This window comes from Nocardia sp. NPDC047038, assembly GCF_040644075.1.
In the GTDB taxonomy this organism is placed as follows: Bacteria; Actinomycetota; Actinomycetes; order Mycobacteriales; family Mycobacteriaceae; genus Nocardia; species Nocardia sichangensis.
Genome location: NZ_JBEYVQ010000002.1, coordinates 1,042,855 through 1,058,720, shown reverse-complemented (window position 1 = coordinate 1,058,720; position 15,866 = coordinate 1,042,855). Strand labels below are relative to the sequence as shown.

Genomic DNA, 15,866 nt, shown 5'->3' with positions numbered 1-15,866 from the left:
CGACCCGCCCGGAAAACCGCGAAGGCCCCGAGTCCGATACGACCCGGGGCCCGCTTTGCCTTGTTCAGGCGATTCCGGAGCAGTTCAGCCGCACCGGAATGCTCCCGTCGAGACCCCCACTAGGAATGCATCCCACTCACCCGGCGCAAACGCCAAGACCGGTCCACGTCCACTGGCTTTGGTGTCACGAACCGCGACACGGCCGTCGACGAGAAAAGCTACTTCCACACACGCGCCATCCGGACCGCTGTATGTGCTCTTGCGCCATACAGCGCCCGTCCAACCAACCTCCACGGTACTAGCTCCTTTGCTGCGTCGAGAGCGAGATTTCTCCTGACATCGTTCCAGCTAGCAGCGGTATCCGACTGGAAAGCCGAATCCCGTGGTGCACCTTTTGCCGGAGCCCACTTTCCCGGTGCGTCGATATCGCACATCGAGTTCGAGAGGAAATTAACCTCGCGCGGGGCCCGTCCCCGCGCGGTAACACTAGCAGGTCCTTCGAAAGTTTGCCCGGCTCTTGCCTATTCAATCATCGCAACCACACACGTTTGCGAAGCAGCAGGGTTGCGGGAACATTGCCGACCCTAGGTATTCATTCCAAACACTGGCGTACCACAATGTTTTTAACGGATGTGATTGCTCTGTTATCGGCCGACAATTCCCCTCCGGCCGAGGGCCGCGTCGACGGCGGCACAGCGGCCGTGCATGATGGAACCTATGGTCGAACGCGATCGAGACGACGCAGGTCGCGCCCGTAATGCCCGTCCGCGCGACCGCCTCGGGCGTCCGCTGCCTCCCGGCAGTACCGGAGTTGCCCGAATTCCGGATGATCTCGATCTTCCACCCCAGCAAACCTTGACCTTCGCCCAGCAACTGCTGGACGAGGGACTCGCATTCAATGCACACGAGGTTTTAGAGGCCGCATGGAAGAACGGATCGTTCGCCGAGCGGATGCTGTGGCAGGCGCTCGCGCAGTTCGCTGTCGGTCTGACGCACATACAGCGCGGAAATCCCAAAGGGGCGCGTACACTGCTCGCCCGCGCAGTGTCGCGGATGACGGCATACCGACCGGAGAGCGGGCAGGCGCCCTACGATATCGACCTACCCGGATTGATCGCCCACGCCGAAGCTCTGCTCGCGACGCTGGAAGCGGGCGGCGAACCGGCGGACGCCGACCTGCGGCCGCGTCTGCGCGGCTGATCGCCTCGCCTCTACCATGGCCGGGGTGCGCTTCTCATCGTCCATCAGACGAGCCCGTGCCTGAGCCGGGTGCGGGCCGGTATGCGCCGAGCCCGTCCGGGGACCTGCATCTGGGCAATCTCCGCACCGCACTGCTTGCCTGGGCATTCGCTCGTTCCACCGGCCGCCGCTTCCTGCTCCGGATCGATGACCTGGATCGAGTGCGGTCCGGTGCGGAGCAGCGGCAGCTCGACGATCTCGCCGCGATCGGCGTGGATTGGGACGGGCCCGTGGTACGACAGTCCGATCGGTTGCCGCAGTACGAGGCGGCCATCGAACGTCTCACCGCCGCCGGGCTCACCTACGAATGCTTCTGCACGCGAAGGGAGATACAGAAAGCAGCGACGGCGCCGCACGGACCGATGGGCGCCTATCCCGGAACCTGCCGCACCCTGATTCCCTTGGAGCGCGAGCGGTTGCGCGCGCAGGGCCGCACGGCCGCACTCCGGCTGCGCGCCACGGCCACCGAGTTCGAGGTGTACGACGAGTTGCACGGTCGCTACCGGGGCCCGGTCGACGACGTGGTGCTGAGGCGCGGTGACGGCATCCCCGCCTACAACCTCGCCGTCGTGGTGGACGACGCGGCGCAGGGCGTCGACCAAGTGGTTCGCGGCGACGACCTGCTGCCATCGACCCCGCGACAGGCATACCTCGCGACGCTGCTCGATCTGCCTGTACCGCACTATGCCCACGTGCCGCTGGTGCTCAATTCGGAGGGGCGGCGGCTGGCGAAACGGGATGGGGCGGTGACACTCCGCGAACGATTGGCGCTCGGCAACACGCCGGAGGAAGTAGTCTCGGCACTGGCCGCTTCGCTCGGCTTCACCGCGACATCGTCGTCCGAGCTACTCGAGCGTTTCGACACCCGGCGGCTACCCCGTGAACCGTCGGTATTCGACGTGGACGGGTTGTTGCGAAGCAGCCCATGTCCGTAACGTACGCATCGTCCAACTACTGATCAATCGACGAGGACAAACAACTATGACAAGCGGTGGGTACGACCCCAACCAGTATCCGCAGGGCGGGCAGCCGTACGGCCAGCCGTACCCCCAGGGGGGCGACCAGTACGGCCAGCAGCCGCAATACGGGCAGCAGCCCCAGTACGGCCAGCAGCAGCCGCAATACGGGCAACAGCCCCAGTACGGCCAGCAGCAGCCGCAATACGGACAACAGCCGCAATACGGCCAGCAGCCCCAGTACGGGCAGGAACCCTACGGTCAGTACCCGCAGCAGCCCGGGTTCAACAACTACAGCGGACAACCCGGCGACCTCTTGACCCGGTTCGGAGCACGCGTCCTCGACGCCATCTTCAGCGGCATTCCGGCAGGCATCGTCTACTGGCTGGTCGCGTACGGCATCGGCGGCTTCATCGGCGGCATTCTCGCCACCGCCATCGCCTACGTCGTAATCGTCGGCTACTACGTGCTGCTGGAGACCTCCCAGGGCGCCACCTTCGGCAAGAAGATCCTCGGACTGAAGATCCTGGCTCCCGGTGGCGCGGCGAAGATCGACCCGCAGACCTCGCTCAAGCGCAACCTCTTCGTCGCCCTGAACATCATCTACTGCATCGGCGGCCTCGCGTCGTTCGGCTTGGCGATCTACATCGCGATCACCATCGAGCAGGACCCGAACAAGCAGGGCTGGCACGACAAGTTCGCCGGCGGCACCCAGGTCGTGAAGGCCTGATCCGCCGAAGGCCCGGAACCGCGAAGCGGGTGTGCGCTGAACCAGCGCACACCCGCTTTCTTTGTTGCGGGACAAGCAGGATCACATACCGCTCACACCTGATTCGTTCTGTCCGACAGATAATTACGTCTACATCGACTCGATAATGCCTGTCGTTGTCCGGGTTGTGAAAGTAGGATCCCACTAACCCACTCCGGCCACGCGGCCGCGTAGTGAGGTCAAGGGGGGATTCGCCAGATGGCAGCGCGTGACTTCGTGGACCTGTTGGGTCCGGTCAGCCTGCGTACGGCCAGGCAACCGAGTAGCGCCTCGAGTTCCTCGCGCGGGCCCCGTCAGCAGCAACAACAGAGAGTCTCGGCATGAACATCATCAGATCAGCGGCAGCCGCCACCGTTCTCGTCGGCTCGGTGCTCGGTATGAGCACCGTCCTGCCGGCAGGTGCGGCGGGAGCACAATCGACGCAGGGCGATTGCGGGAACATCACTTGCACAGTCCGGCTCGATCGCGCGCAGACACGTAGCGCGAGAGACAAGAGCTGGCTGGTAGGTGCCGGTTCCGGCCTGATATGCGCTCCCCTCAATGTGGCGGGTACCGTCTGCGCGGGAGTGATCGCGCTCGTCGCGACCGACATCGCGGTCGACGCGGGTACCTACTACGAGAACGGTAACTGCATCGGCATCCGGTTCATTCCCCATGGCCTCACGTTCGCGGGGACGACGGAAGTCACACGCGGGACCTACAACTGCGCATGAGCCGGACGAGGTGCCATTCGTTCGCGAATGGCACCTCGATGGCTCGACTCGTACGGTGAACTACGCGCTGGTCGTCCCCGCGATGATGACGACGACGAACCACAGGATGGCGAGCACGATGGCGCCGACGCCGATCCAGATGCCCGCGAGCGCCATACCGCGGCCCTCCTGGCCGTTCTGCTTGATCTGGTTCAACGCGATCACGCCGAGGATGATGCCGACGATCGAGCCGAGCCCGCAGGTGACGAACCCGACCAGCGACGAGATCAGCGCACCGATCGCCATGCCGTTGGTGCCCTGCGCCGGGACTCCGTAGGGCTGGTACGGAGTCTGGTAGCCGTATTGCGGCTGCGGATACGGCTGCGCGGGCTGTTGATAGGAGGGGTACTGCGGCTGCGGAGGCGGCGTCATCGGCTGCGAAGGCGGCTGCACCGGGTACTGCGGCGCCGACGGGTAGCCCGACGGCTGCTGCTCCGGGCTCGGGTATTGCGGGACCGAATTCTGTCCACCGGACTCCGGCGACACGCCTTGGCCACCGTACTGCTTCCACCACTCGTCGGAGTCCCCGGGATTCGTCATTGCTACAGCGTATTCCACAACCTGGTTGGATGATGCGGGTGAGTGAGTCGAAAACCACACAAGAGCACGGCGGGCCTGGACGCCCCGCGGACCACGCGGCATTTGCCCAGGTAGCGCGGGGGTACTACGCACCGATCGTGGCCCTTTTCACGGCAACCCTGATCATTTCCAACATCTGCGCCACCAAGGGGGTGGAGTTCTTCGGCGACCGATCGGTGTCGCTGGGGCCGCTGCAAATCCTTCCGATCGCCACCGACGGCGCATTCTTCCTGTTCCCGCTGGCCTACATCCTCGGCGATGTGCTGAGCGAGGTGTACGGCTTCCGCGCCACCCGGCGGGCCATCTACTACGGCTTCGCTGCCCTGCTGCTGACGGTCGTGTGCTTCGCCATCGCGATCCGGCTGCCCGCCGCGAGCTTCTACGACAACCAAGAGGCGTTCCGCACCGTCCTCGGGACGACGCCTCGGCTCGTCATCGCGGGCCTGGCCGGGTACTTCGTCGGCCAGCTGCTGAATTCCGCGACGTTGGTGCTGATCAAGGAGCGGACGAAGGAAAAGTACCTGTGGGCCAGGCTGATCGGATCGACCATCGTCGGCGAGTTCGCCGACACGCTGATCTTCTGCTCGATCGCCGCGGGCGCCATCGGCATCGATACCTGGCAGCAGTTCATCAACTATGTGATCGTCGGCTTCATCTGGAAGACCCTCTGCGAGGTGTTCGTGCTCCCGATCACCTACCGAGTGATCGCGTTGCTCAAGAAGCACGAACCGAGCTACTCGCCGACCGAAGTGGATCCGCTGCACACCTGACGAAATTCCCGGCAGACCCGAGAGGGCGCGGGCCACGAGAGACGATCGAAGACTTCGCGGAGTTACCGATCCACTTCGTGCCCCGCGCCCTTCTTACTTCTCCAGCGGCCCAGTGTCTGCGCCTTGTGTTCATCGAAGTAACCGCCCTCGATGCTCTCGCGGATCCGGTCGACCAGGCGAATCGTGAACCGCTCGTTGTGAATCGTGCACAGCGTTGCGGCGAGCATCTCCTTGGCCTTGAACAGGTGATGGAGGTAGGCGCGCGTGTAGTTGGCGCAGGTGTAGCAGTCGCAGTTCTCATCGATCGGGGTGAAGTCGCGACGAAAGCGGCTGGTGTTGATGTTGAACCGGCCGGTGTCGACGTAGATCGCGGCGTTGCGGGCGACCCGGGACGGGTTCACGCAGTCGGAGGTGTCCGCGCCGTTCTCGATGGCGGTGAAGATGTCCTCCGGCTCGCTGATGCCCAGCATGTGGCGCGGTTTGTCCTCGGGCAACTCGTCACAGCACCACCCGACGATGGCGCCCAGATTGTGCTTCTCCAGCGCGCCGCCGATGCCGTAACCGTCGAATCCCGTTCCCGCGTTTCCGCGAATCGACTCGAGTCCGCGGCATGCCTTTCGGCGCAGGTCCTCGTACTGCGCGCCTTGAATGACGGCGAACAGCGCTTGATACGGACGGTGCGTGCGCGCGGCGGTCAGCCGCTCGTGCTCATCGATGCAGCGCTGCGCCCACTCGTGGGTGCGCTGCACCGATTGTTCCTGATAGGCGCGGGTGTTCAGCAGCGTGGTGAGTTCGTCGAACGCGAACATGATGTCGGCGCCGAGCTGGTGCTGGATGTTCATCGACACCTCGGGCGTGAAGCGGTGCACCGAACCGTCGAGGTGGGAGCGGAACGTGACACCGTCGTCGTCCACGGTGGCCAGCCGCTCTTTGCCGGGTGCGATCACGTCGTCGCTGCGTACGTTGACCGCTTCCATCGCGAGCACCTTCTTGAACCCGACGCCCAGTGACATCACCTGGAACCCGCCGCTGTCGGTGAAGGTCGGCCCCGGCCAGTTCATGAACGCGCCGAGCCCGCCCGCCTCGTCCACGATGTCGGCGCCCGGCTGCAAGTAGAGGTGGTAGGCGTTCGCCAGCAGCGCTTGGGCGCCGAGTTCCCGCATGGTCTCCGGCAGGACCGCCTTGACCGTCGCCTTGGTGCCCACCGGGATGAAGGCGGGCGTGGCGATCGGCCCGTGCGGCGTGGCGATCACACCGGACCGGCCGTGCCGCCCGTCCAGGCGCGTACCGACGGTGAAGGAGAAGGATTCGGGACCGGACACCCCGCTATCCTCGCAGTTCGGCAGACGCCGCCCGAACCAGGCCACCGCTCGCCCCAGCCCTCGGCCCCGGTCAGTCGGATTCACCGAGACGCGACACTCGCTCGGTCTGCTCCTGGTGCACGCGCAGTGCGGTGCGCAGGAAGTCGAGCGCGATGTGCAGCTCGTCGGTGTCGAACCGAGTGAGAGCGTCGGCCCCCGCCATGCCGACGGGCTCGAAGATCTCTCGCGCCACCTCCTCGGCCCGCGCGGTGCCTTCCACCAGTATCCGCCGCCGATTGCCGGGATCTTGTGCGCGCGAGACGAATCCGGCCCGCGCCAATCGGTCGACGACGGTGGTGGTGGCAGCGGGACTCAGTCGCAGCGCGACGCTGAGCTCCCCCGCCGCCAGCGGCCCACGGCCGAGCACGATGTCCAGGCAGCGCAGGTCGGTGCGATTCAATCCCAGGCGCACCGCCGCGGCCTCGTCGAAGGCGTCGAAACTCTGCTGCAGCAGCCGCAACTCCTGCGCGATCGCACCGATCAATTCATCTTTCGACATTCGAAACTTTCGTCTATCGTACATTTCGATCTCCGAATCTTAGCATCGAAAGGCACGCCCGCATGAACACGACACTCGACCAGCGCCGCGCCGACGATCTAGCCCTGCGCGGCCTGTTCGACAACCTCATGCAAGCCTGGACCGATAACGACGCCGCCGCCTACGCCGCGCTGTTCACCGAGGACTCCGACTACGTCTCCTACGACGGCACCCGAGCCATCGGCCGCAGCGAGCATCAGGCCAACCACGCCAAGCTCTTCCGCGGCGTCCTGGCCGGTTCGGCACTGGTCGGCGATCTCGAGTCGCTCCGCTTCATCACCCCCGACGCGGCGATCCTGCACGGCACGGCATCGGTCCTGATGCCCTGGCGTTCCCGGCTGCCCGAACGCCGCCTGTCCCGCCAGACACTGGTGACCGTCCGCACCGACCAGGGCTGGAAGATCACCGCGCTGCACAACGGCCGCGTCCGCCCGGTACGCATCCCCGAACCGGATTCCTTCCCGTCGAGAATGTCCCAGCTCATGGCCCGCCTGGCGCGACGCCTCGGTTTCGGCCACAAGCGATCGTGAGAGAGACACCATGCCCGTAATAGGTCCCAGATAGGCCCCGACAGTCAACTACCACGCGCCGCGTGCGCCTGATGCCGAGCTTTGATGCATAAGTGCGCAGCGCACCGCAACCACGTCTTTCGAGCGAAGCGAGACCGAGCATCCGCGTTCGCGGCCCGGCTCGCGTCCGAGCGGCCGCCGCGTCCGCGACGAAGTCGCCAGCGGCGGTCGCTCGGACGCGAGCCACAAAGGGGCCGCGAACACACCGCGCCGAAGGCGCGGCCAAATCACACAGCGCCTGCGAACTGGGCGTTGTACAGGCGGTAGTACGCCCCGCGCTCGTCGAGCAAGCGTTCGTGCGAGCCGTGTTCCACGATTCGGCCCGCTTCCATGACGACGATCAGGTCGGCGTCGCGGATGGTGGACAGGCGGTGGGCGATGACGAAACTGGTCCGGTCGCGGCGCAGGGCGGCGGTGGCGTGCTGCACGAGCAGTTCGGTGCGGGTGTCCACCGAGCTGGTCGCCTCGTCGAGGATGAGGATGGAGGGTTTGGCGAGGAACGCGCGCGCGATGGTGATCAGCTGTTTCTCGCCGGCGCTGACGCCGGAGCCCTCCTCGTCGATGATCGTGTCGTAGCCGTCGGGCAGCGCGTGCACGAAGCGGTCGACATAGGCGGCGCGCGCCGCGGCGAGGATCTCCTCTTCGCTCGCGTTCGGGTTGCCGTAGGCGATGTTCTCCCGGATGGTGCCCTTGAACAGCCAGGTGTCCTGCAACACCATGCCGATGCGCGAGCGCAGGTTGTCGCGGGTGATCTCGGTGATGTCGACGTCGTCGATGGTGATGGTGCCCGCGTCCAGTTCGTAGAACCGCATGAGCAGGTTCACCAGCGTGGTCTTGCCCGCGCCGGTGGGGCCGACGATCGCGACCACGTGCCCGGGCTCCGCCACCAGCGACAGCCGCTCGATCACCGGCTTGTCGGGTTCGTACCGGAACGAGACGGCCTCGAACTCCACCCGGCCGCGGTCGACCGGGCGCGCGTCGGCCATCACCGGGTCCGGGCTCTGCTCCTCGGCGTCCAGGATCTCGAAGATCCGCTCGGCCGAGGCGACGCCGGACTGCAGCAGGTTGGCCATCGCACCGAGCTGGGTCAGCGGCTGGCTGAACTGGCGGGAGTACTGGATGAACGCCTGCACCTCGCCGAGCGAGAGGCTACCCGTGGCCACCTTCAACCCGCCGACGAGCGCGACCAGCACGAAGTTCACGTTCCCCAGGAACATGATCGAGGGCATGATCAGGCCGGAGATGAATTGCGCTTTGAAGCTCGCCTGATACAGCTGCTCGTTGCGCTCATCGAATGCCTTGCCGACCTCGCGGTTGCGGCCGAACGCGGTGACCACCTCGTGCCCGGTGTACGCCTCCTCGACCTGGGCGTTGACCAGGCCGGTGTACTTCCACTGGTCGACGAAGTGCGGCTTGGACCGTTTCGCGATCTGCGCGGTGACCACGATGGCGGCGGGCACGGTGAGCAAGGCGATCACCGCGAGCTGCCAGGAGATCCAGAACATCATGACCAGGATGCCGAGTACCGAGAACACCGAGATGAGCAGCTGGCTCATGGTCTGTTGCAGGCTCTGCGAGACGTTGTCGACGTCGTTGGTCACCCGGCTGAGCACGTCACCGCGCGGCGCGGAGTCGAAGTAGCGCAACGGAAGTCGATGGATCTTGTCCTCGACCTCGCTGCGCAGCCGCTTCACGGTCCGGTTGATCACGATGTTGAGCAGGTACCCCTGCAACCACCCGAAGACGGCCGCACCGATGTACAGCGCCAGCACCAAGGCGAGGACCCGCCCGACCGCGCCGAAGTCGACCCCCACCCCTGGCACCACGTCCATGGCGCTGAGCATGTCGGCGAAAGTGTTGTCGCCCTTGGCTCGCAGGGCTTCGATCGCCTGGTCCTTGGACACGCCGGGCGGCAGCTGTTTGCCGACCACGCCGTCGAAGACCAGGTTGGTCGCCTTGCCGAGGATGTACGGGCCGACGGTGTTCAGCACCACCGAGACGATGACGAGCGCGATGATCAGCGCGACCTGTAACCGCTCCGGCGCGAGCCTGCGCAACAGTCGTTTCAGCGAGGGCACGAACGATTTCGCCTTGGTTCCCGGCGCACCGGGCGTTGGCATTCCGGGTCTCATCGCGCCTCCTCGGCACTCAGTTGCGACTCGACGATCTCCCGGTACTCCGAGCACTCCCGCAGGAGCTGCTCGTGCGTGCCGATGCCCGCTATCGCGCCGTCTTCGAGCACCACGATCTGATCCGCGTCCCGGATGGTCGCGATGCGCTGCGCGACGATGACAACCGAGGCGTCCGCGGTCTCCGGCTTCAGCGCCTCCCGCAGCCTGGCGTCGGTCGCCACGTCCAGCGCGGAGAACGAGTCGTCGAACAGATACACCCGGGGCTTCTTCACCAGCGCTCGGGCGATGGCCAACCGTTGACGCTGGCCTCCGGAAACGGTGGTGCCGCCCTGCGCGACGGGGGTCTGCAGACCCTCCGGCATCTCGCGGACGAAGTCGGCGGCCTGCGCGATCTCCAGCGCGCGCCACAGCTCCTCGTCGGTGGCGTGCGGATTGCCGTAGCGCAGGTTGCTCGCGACCGTGCCGGAGAAGAGGTACGCCTTCTGCGGCACCAGGCCGATCTGCGAGCGCAACACCTCCAGGTCGATGTGGCGCACGTCGGTGCCGCCGATATAGACCGCGCCGTCGGTGACGTCCATCAGCCGGGGTATGAGGTTGATCAGCGTGGTTTTGCCCGCGCCGGTGGACCCGACGATCGCGGTGGTGGTGCCGGGGCGCACCTCGAATCGGATGGCTTTCAGCACCGGCTTCTCCGCGCCGGGGAAGGCGAACTCGGCGAACCGGAAATCCACGACAGCCGGGTCGTCGGTGAACGGCTGCGGCAGGCGCGGCGGGTGCACCGAGGACTCGGTGTCGAGCACTTCACCGATCCGGTCGGCCGACACCGCGGCGCGCGGCGCCATCATGGCCAGGAACGAGGCCATCATCACGGCCATCAGGATCTGCATGATGTAGGACAGCATCGCGGTGAGCGAACCGATCTGCATGTGCCCGGCGTCGATCGCGTGCCCGCCGAACCAGATCACCGCGACCGCGGTGACGTTGCTGATCAGCATGACCGTGGGGAACATCAGCGCCATCAACCGGCCGACCCGCAGCGCGGTGTCGGTTAGTTCGGTGTTGGCCAGGCCGAACCGCCAGGTCTCCTGCCGTTCCCGCACGAAGGCCCGCACCACGCGAATGCCGGTGATCTGCTCGCGCAGTACCCGGTTCACCTCATCGATCCTGGCCTGCATGTCGCGGAAGCCGGGCACCATCTTGGAGATCAGCACGGCCATGGACAGGCCGAGCGCGGGCACCGCGATCAGCAGCAGCCAGGACAGGCCGAGATCCTCGCGCAACGCCATGATGATGCCGCCGACGCACATGATCGGCGCCATCACCAGGATGGTCGCCGACATCACGATGAGCAGCTGAACCTGCTGAATGTCGTTGGTATTGCGGGTGATAAGCGAGGGCGCGCCGAACATGCCCACTTCGCGCGCGGAGAAGGTGCCGACGCGGTGCAGCAGCGCGCCACGCAGATCGCGGCCCGCGCCCATGGCCGCCTGCGCGCCGAGATAGACCGAAGCGGCCGACGCGACGATCTGCACGCCCGTGACCGCGAGCATCCACAAGCCGGTGCTCCAGATGTAGCCGAGATCACCTTTGGTGACGCCGTTGTCGATCAGGTCCGCGTTGAGGCTCGGCAGATACAGCATCGCGATCACGGAAATCAGCTGAAGCACAACGACCCCCGCGAGCTGGGTGCGGTAGGGGTACAGATGCGTGCGGAGCAGTTGGGTCAGCATGATGAATCGCAGGCTACCGGCTGTCGGCGCGATACGTCGTGAAGATTTCTGACCTGCATGAATGCTCTCCCGTCGGGGTCTGCGGAGCTAGCGGCGCGCCCAGGCGCCTGGGTCTTCGGTGAGCGTTTCGACGAATCCGGGCAGCCGGTTGCTCGCGATGTCGGCGATGGTGACGTTCTCCAGCACCGCGCGAATATTGACCCGCAGCGCGATCCACACCCGCTGCAACGGCTCGGCCGCACCGGCATAGCGGACGTCCTCCGGCCGCGCGCCGCGCACCGACGCGAGCGGGCCCTCGATCGCGCGGATCACGTCGGCGATGGAGATGTCGGCGGCCGGCCTGGCCAGCCAGTAGCCGCCGTCCGGGCCGCGCCTGCTGATCACGAGTTCCGCGCGGCGCAGCTCGCCGAGCACGGACTCGAGCACCTTGGGCGGAATCCGCTGGGCGGTGGCGATCGCTTCGGCCTTGACCACCGGCGCGGCCTGCACAAGGGGTGCGCCGAGTCCGACCGCCGACTGGTCCAGCCGCGGCGCACTGGCGATCTCGAGCAGCGTCCGCACCGCGTAATCGACCTTCGCGGTGATGTGCACAGCGGCGACTCCTGGCGTCGAGGGGATGGCTCGAATCTACGCGGCGCCGCCGCCCGCGAGCACACAGGTCGCGGCGTCCAGCAGTGACGATTCCACCAGCGAGTCGTCCGCACCAGGCACGAGTTCCTTGGACACCAGCGCAACACCGATCACCTCGAGCGCGGCGCAGGCGCGCAGGTGCGCCTCCTCGGTGGCGTCCGGTCCGGCCAGCCACTCGCGCAGCGCCTTGCTGGTGTTCATCAGATCGGGGTAGCGGTCGGCCATGGCGTTGATGATCGCGACCGTGTCGCGCACGACCAGCGCCCCGGCGTCACGGTGATGGATCAGACCGCGCAGATACGTCCGCAGCACCTGGCGGATGCCTTCGGCATCGTGCGGCACCCGGTCGAGATCGTCCACCACCGAACGCATGAGATCGACGATCGGATCGATGATCGCCAATAGCAGATCGAGCTTCGACGCGTAGTGATAGTAGAGCGACGCCTTTGTGATTCCTACCGCATCCGCGACCTCGCGCAGGCTCGTCTGCTCGAATCCTTTGGCTCCGAACAGCTTTACCGCAGCGTCCCGAATCGCGATTTTAGTGCTTCCACCTGCGGCGACAGCGCCGGGTGCGTCACGCACGGCCATTCGACGATCCTCTCATCACCTTCGCATCGAGCGAAGATCACCCGTAAAATTGAGGTTGTACCTCCGCTTAGCTCCTGGGTAGTCTACCTACCGCACGGTAGGCAGAAAGCGTCAGTGGAGGCGGAGGCAGGCAGGGCACCTCCGCGAGTGCTGTCTACACGCAGAACCAGCACGATCCCAGTCATCGCTAGGAGTAACCAGTCGTGTCCGTTTACCTGTACAGATGGGGGAAGTTCGCCTTCCGCCGGAAATGGATAGTGCTTCCCGTCTGGCTCGTCTTGTTCGTGCTCCTCGGTGGCTTGGGCGCTCAGCTCAGCAAGCCGATGAGCAACGACTTCAGCATGCCCAACCTGCCCTCGGAGCGTGCCAACGAAATCCTCGACAAACACTTCCCCGGCGCCTCCGCCGCGTACAAGTTCGACGCGGTCACCGGCACCTACGTCGCCGCCGCGCCGGAGGGGCAGACGCTGACCGATCCGGCGAACCGTGCGGCGCTGGACGCGTTCATCGCCAAACTCGGCCGGCTCGACATCGTCGACCACGGCAAACCCATCACCAACCCGGTCGAGGCGACCGAGAAGATGGGCTGCCTGAGCAATCCCGATCCCGCGCAGTGCAGCGCCGCCCCGCTGAACGTGCTGAGCAAGACCGCGCCCGCGACCGTGGCTGTGATCAACGTCCCGTTCACGATCGCGAAGGTCACCGACGTGACCGACGCCCAGCGGGAAACGGCCTACGACGTGGCCGCCGACGCGCGCAACGCCGGGCTGACGGTCGAGATGAGCGGCTCGATCGCGCAGAAGCAGGAAGCGCCCAGCGGCAAGTCCGAGATGATCGGCATGGCCGTCGCGCTGGTCGTGATGGTCGTGGCGTTCGGCGCCATCGTCGCGGCGTTCGTGCCGATCGTCACCGCGATCATCGGCCTCGGCGCGGCCACCTCGCTGATCATGCTCGGCACCTCGGTGATCGAGATCCCCAGCTTCACCACCTTCCTCGCCTCGATGATCGGCATCGCGCTGTCCATCGACTACGCGCTGTTCATCGTGTCCAGGTACAAGCATGAACTCGCGGTGCAGGATTCGCCGGAAGAGGCCGCTGGCACCGCGCTCGGTACGGCCGGTTCCGCCGTCGTGTTCGCCGGTCTGACCGTCATCATCGCGCTGGCGGGCCTGAGCATCGTCGGTGTCGAGTTCATGACGTTCATGGGTCTGGGCGGGGCCATCGCCGCCGGTTTCGCGGTGCTCACGGCGATCACGCTGATGCCTGCGCTGCTCGGCGCGTTCGGCCGGTTCCTGTTCAAGCCGAAGCTGCCGGTGGTCGCCCAGCACGATCCCGAGGACGAGAACTCGGTCACCAACGGCATGCGTTTCGGCCGCCTGATCGGCCGCGCGCCGTGGGTCGCGCTGATCCTGAGCGTCGTGGTGCTCGGCGCGCTCGCCGCCCCCGCGGCCGGCTTGAACCTGGGCCTGCCCGGCGAGGACAGCATGCCGAAGACCTCCACCATCCGGAAGGCCTACGAGCTGCGGACCGAAGGTTTCGGCGAGGGCAGCAACGGCGTGCTGAACGTGGCCGCCGACCTGAGCGCCGTCCCCGCCGAGAACCGGGACGCCGCGGTGAAGGCGCTGCGCGACAAGCTCGCGTCCTACCCCGACATGGACTACGTGACCGAGCCGCAGTGGAGCCAGGACCAGCAGGGCGCGCTGCTGAACGGCGTGCCCAAGTCCGGGCCCAACAACCAGGCCACCAAGGATCTGGTGCGCGACGCCAGGGAGGCCGAGGGCCAGCTGAAGGCCGAGTACGGCATCGAGTACGGCATTACCGGCACCACGGCGATCTTCGCCGACGTGGACCACGTGCTGCTCAGCAAGATCGTGCCCTACCTGGCGATCGTGGCGGGCGCGGCGTTCGTCCTGCTGATCCTGGTGTTCCGGTCGATCCTGGTGCCGCTCACGGCGGCGCTCGGGTTCCTGCTGTCGATGGCCGCGACCTTCGGCGCGACCGTGCTGATCTTCCAGGAGGGCAAGCTCGGCCTGATCGAGGACCCGCATCCGCTGGTCAGCTTCATGCCGATCATGCTGATCGGCTTGGTGTTCGGCCTCGCGATGGACTACCAGGTCTTCCTGGTGACCCGGATGCGCGAGGAGTTCGTGCACGGCAGGTCGGCCAGGGACGCGGTGGTCGCCGGCTACCACCACGGCGCGCGCGTGGTGACCTCGGCGGCGATCATCATGATCTCGGTGTTCGGCTCGTTCCTGCTGGAGACCGACGTGACCGCGAAGTCGTTCGGTTTCGCCCTGGCGGTTGGCGTGCTGCTGGACGCGTTCATCGTCCGCATGGTGCTGATTCCGTCGCTGCTGGTGCTGATGGGCAAGTGGTCGTGGTGGATGCCGAAGTGGCTCGACCGCATCCTGCCCGATATCGACGTCGAGGGTACGAAGCTGCGTGAGCTGCAGCGGCGTTCCGCCGAGACGGCGAAGGTGCCGGTCGGCGTCAGCTGATCCGAAGGCCATGGCTCGGCCCCGCATCCGGACTCCGGATGCGGGGCCGAGTGCGTTTCACCGGCTCGGTTGCGGCAGTTCGCAGTCGCCGACCTTCGGATCGACGCCGACATAGTTGAGCGGGCCCGCGAGGGCGGTGAGACCGATCGTGCCCCAACCGGCGCAGTTCAACGGCGGCCCGCTGTCGAAATAGTGCCGCTGCCCGGCCGCGAGCAGGCCGATCGCCAGCCAGGCCAGCAGCAGGAACCCGAGCACCCGGGAGCCTATGCCCGGGCCGCGGCCGGCACGCGCACGACGTTCGTAATCACGCTCACGACGCCCGTAATCACGCATCTCCTCGGCTCCTTCCGTGCTCCCCGTCGAGGGGGGATACCCGGCCACACCGACAGTTACCCAATCAGCCCGAGGTAGTGTGGATCGAATCGCGTCTCAGCAAATGTTTGGTTCACGGCCCGCGCAGACGAAAAGCGGACAGCCGGGCGGCATACCCACCCGGCCGTCCGCGGTTACTCGATCGAACTACGGGCTCGGTTGCGGGACATTGCAATCCGCGACCTTCGGATTGACGCCCATGTAGTTGAGCGGTCCCGCGATCACCGTGACGGCGATGGTGCCGAAACCGGCGCAGTTGACCGGCCCGCTGTCGAAATAGTGCCGTTGTGCTGCGGCGACCACGCCGATCAGCAACCAGATCAAGACGATTACACTTCCGATTCTCATGTTTCTCTCGCGCATCGTTCCCGCGCGGATTG

The 15,866-nt window shown here is 66.0% G+C and carries 17 protein-coding genes; 7 read left to right on the top strand and 10 right to left on the bottom strand.

The genetic code is table 11. The annotated features are described in order from the left end of the window. Window positions 1-84 precede the first annotated feature (84 nt). On the bottom strand, window positions 85-294 hold the full coding sequence (locus ABZ824_RS12965) for a DUF397 domain-containing protein (RefSeq protein ID WP_356963395.1): 210 nt from the start codon (window positions 292-294) through the stop codon (window positions 85-87). 423 nt (window positions 295-717) lie between these two features. On the opposite strand from ABZ824_RS12965, the gene ABZ824_RS12960 reads away from it, so the two are divergent. From ABZ824_RS12960 to ABZ824_RS12945, 4 genes are all read left to right on the top strand, one after another. Continuing rightward, entirely contained in the window at window positions 718-1,200 is a 483-nt protein-coding gene (locus ABZ824_RS12960; RefSeq protein ID WP_356963394.1) for a DUF309 domain-containing protein, read from the top strand. A 56-nt stretch (window positions 1,201-1,256) separates the two neighbouring features. Beyond that, on the top strand, window positions 1,257-2,174 hold the full coding sequence (gene gluQRS, locus ABZ824_RS12955; RefSeq protein ID WP_356963393.1) for a tRNA glutamyl-Q(34) synthetase GluQRS: 918 nt from the start codon (window positions 1,257-1,259) through the stop codon (window positions 2,172-2,174). A gap of 46 nt (window positions 2,175-2,220) precedes the next feature. Then, the gene (locus ABZ824_RS12950; protein WP_356963392.1) at window positions 2,221-2,925 is read left to right on the top strand and encodes an RDD family protein; all 705 of its coding nucleotides are present in this window, start codon (window positions 2,221-2,223) and stop codon (window positions 2,923-2,925) included. Window positions 2,926-3,284: 359 nt separating this feature from the next. After that, entirely contained in the window at window positions 3,285-3,677 is a 393-nt protein-coding gene (locus tag ABZ824_RS12945; RefSeq protein ID WP_356963391.1) for a hypothetical protein, read from the top strand. A 60-nt stretch (window positions 3,678-3,737) separates the two neighbouring features. Here ABZ824_RS12945 and ABZ824_RS12940 read toward each other — a convergent pair whose 3' ends face one another. Next, the gene (locus ABZ824_RS12940) at window positions 3,738-4,256 is read right to left on the bottom strand and encodes a DUF4190 domain-containing protein (protein WP_356963390.1); all 519 of its coding nucleotides are present in this window, start codon (window positions 4,254-4,256) and stop codon (window positions 3,738-3,740) included. A gap of 29 nt (window positions 4,257-4,285) precedes the next feature. Between ABZ824_RS12940 and ABZ824_RS12935 the strand changes: the two genes are divergently transcribed. Then, window positions 4,286-5,065 (top strand): queuosine precursor transporter, encoded by a 780-nt coding sequence (locus tag ABZ824_RS12935; protein WP_356963389.1) that lies wholly within the window; start codon window positions 4,286-4,288, stop codon window positions 5,063-5,065. A 62-nt stretch (window positions 5,066-5,127) separates the two neighbouring features. Here the strand turns inward: ABZ824_RS12935 and tgt are convergent, their stop codons facing one another. Together tgt and ABZ824_RS12925 are read right to left on the bottom strand one after the other, a co-directional pair. Next, on the bottom strand, window positions 5,128-6,387 hold the full coding sequence (gene tgt, locus ABZ824_RS12930; RefSeq protein ID WP_356963388.1) for a tRNA guanosine(34) transglycosylase Tgt: 1,260 nt from the start codon (window positions 6,385-6,387) through the stop codon (window positions 5,128-5,130). 70 nt (window positions 6,388-6,457) lie between these two features. After that, window positions 6,458-6,925: a MarR family transcriptional regulator gene (locus tag ABZ824_RS12925; protein ID WP_356963387.1), complete on the bottom strand. Its 468-nt coding sequence runs from the start codon at window positions 6,923-6,925 to the stop codon at window positions 6,458-6,460. A 62-nt stretch (window positions 6,926-6,987) separates the two neighbouring features. Between ABZ824_RS12925 and ABZ824_RS12920 the strand changes: the two genes are divergently transcribed. After that, window positions 6,988-7,494: an SgcJ/EcaC family oxidoreductase gene (locus ABZ824_RS12920; protein WP_356963386.1), complete on the top strand. Its 507-nt coding sequence runs from the start codon at window positions 6,988-6,990 to the stop codon at window positions 7,492-7,494. A gap of 266 nt (window positions 7,495-7,760) precedes the next feature. Here the strand turns inward: ABZ824_RS12920 and ABZ824_RS12915 are convergent, their stop codons facing one another. From ABZ824_RS12915 to ABZ824_RS12900, 4 genes are all read right to left on the bottom strand, one after another. Next, complete coding sequence (locus tag ABZ824_RS12915) at window positions 7,761-9,665, bottom strand: ABC transporter ATP-binding protein (RefSeq protein ID WP_355073006.1); 1,905 nt, start codon at window positions 9,663-9,665, stop codon at window positions 7,761-7,763. Further along, the gene (locus ABZ824_RS12910; RefSeq protein ID WP_356963385.1) at window positions 9,662-11,395 is read right to left on the bottom strand and encodes an ABC transporter ATP-binding protein; all 1,734 of its coding nucleotides are present in this window, start codon (window positions 11,393-11,395) and stop codon (window positions 9,662-9,664) included. The genes ABZ824_RS12915 and ABZ824_RS12910 overlap by 4 nt, the downstream gene beginning before the upstream one ends. 87 nt (window positions 11,396-11,482) lie before the next feature. Beyond that, window positions 11,483-11,986 (bottom strand): Rrf2 family transcriptional regulator, encoded by a 504-nt coding sequence (locus tag ABZ824_RS12905; RefSeq protein ID WP_355073010.1) that lies wholly within the window; start codon window positions 11,984-11,986, stop codon window positions 11,483-11,485. 36 nt (window positions 11,987-12,022) lie between these two features. Then, window positions 12,023-12,616, bottom strand: a complete 594-nt coding sequence (locus ABZ824_RS12900) for a helix-turn-helix domain-containing protein (protein ID WP_355073012.1) — start codon at window positions 12,614-12,616, stop codon at window positions 12,023-12,025. 203 nt (window positions 12,617-12,819) lie between these two features. On the opposite strand from ABZ824_RS12900, the gene ABZ824_RS12895 reads away from it, so the two are divergent. Continuing rightward, the gene (locus tag ABZ824_RS12895; RefSeq protein ID WP_355073014.1) at window positions 12,820-15,114 is read left to right on the top strand and encodes an MMPL family transporter; all 2,295 of its coding nucleotides are present in this window, start codon (window positions 12,820-12,822) and stop codon (window positions 15,112-15,114) included. 57 nt (window positions 15,115-15,171) lie between these two features. Here ABZ824_RS12895 and ABZ824_RS12890 read toward each other — a convergent pair whose 3' ends face one another. Both ABZ824_RS12890 and ABZ824_RS12885 read right to left on the bottom strand, forming a co-directional pair. Then, window positions 15,172-15,447, bottom strand: a complete 276-nt coding sequence (locus ABZ824_RS12890; protein WP_355073016.1) for a hypothetical protein — start codon at window positions 15,445-15,447, stop codon at window positions 15,172-15,174. 186 nt (window positions 15,448-15,633) lie between these two features. After that, on the bottom strand, window positions 15,634-15,834 hold the full coding sequence (locus tag ABZ824_RS12885; protein WP_039794406.1) for a hypothetical protein: 201 nt from the start codon (window positions 15,832-15,834) through the stop codon (window positions 15,634-15,636). Window positions 15,835-15,866 lie beyond the last annotated feature (32 nt).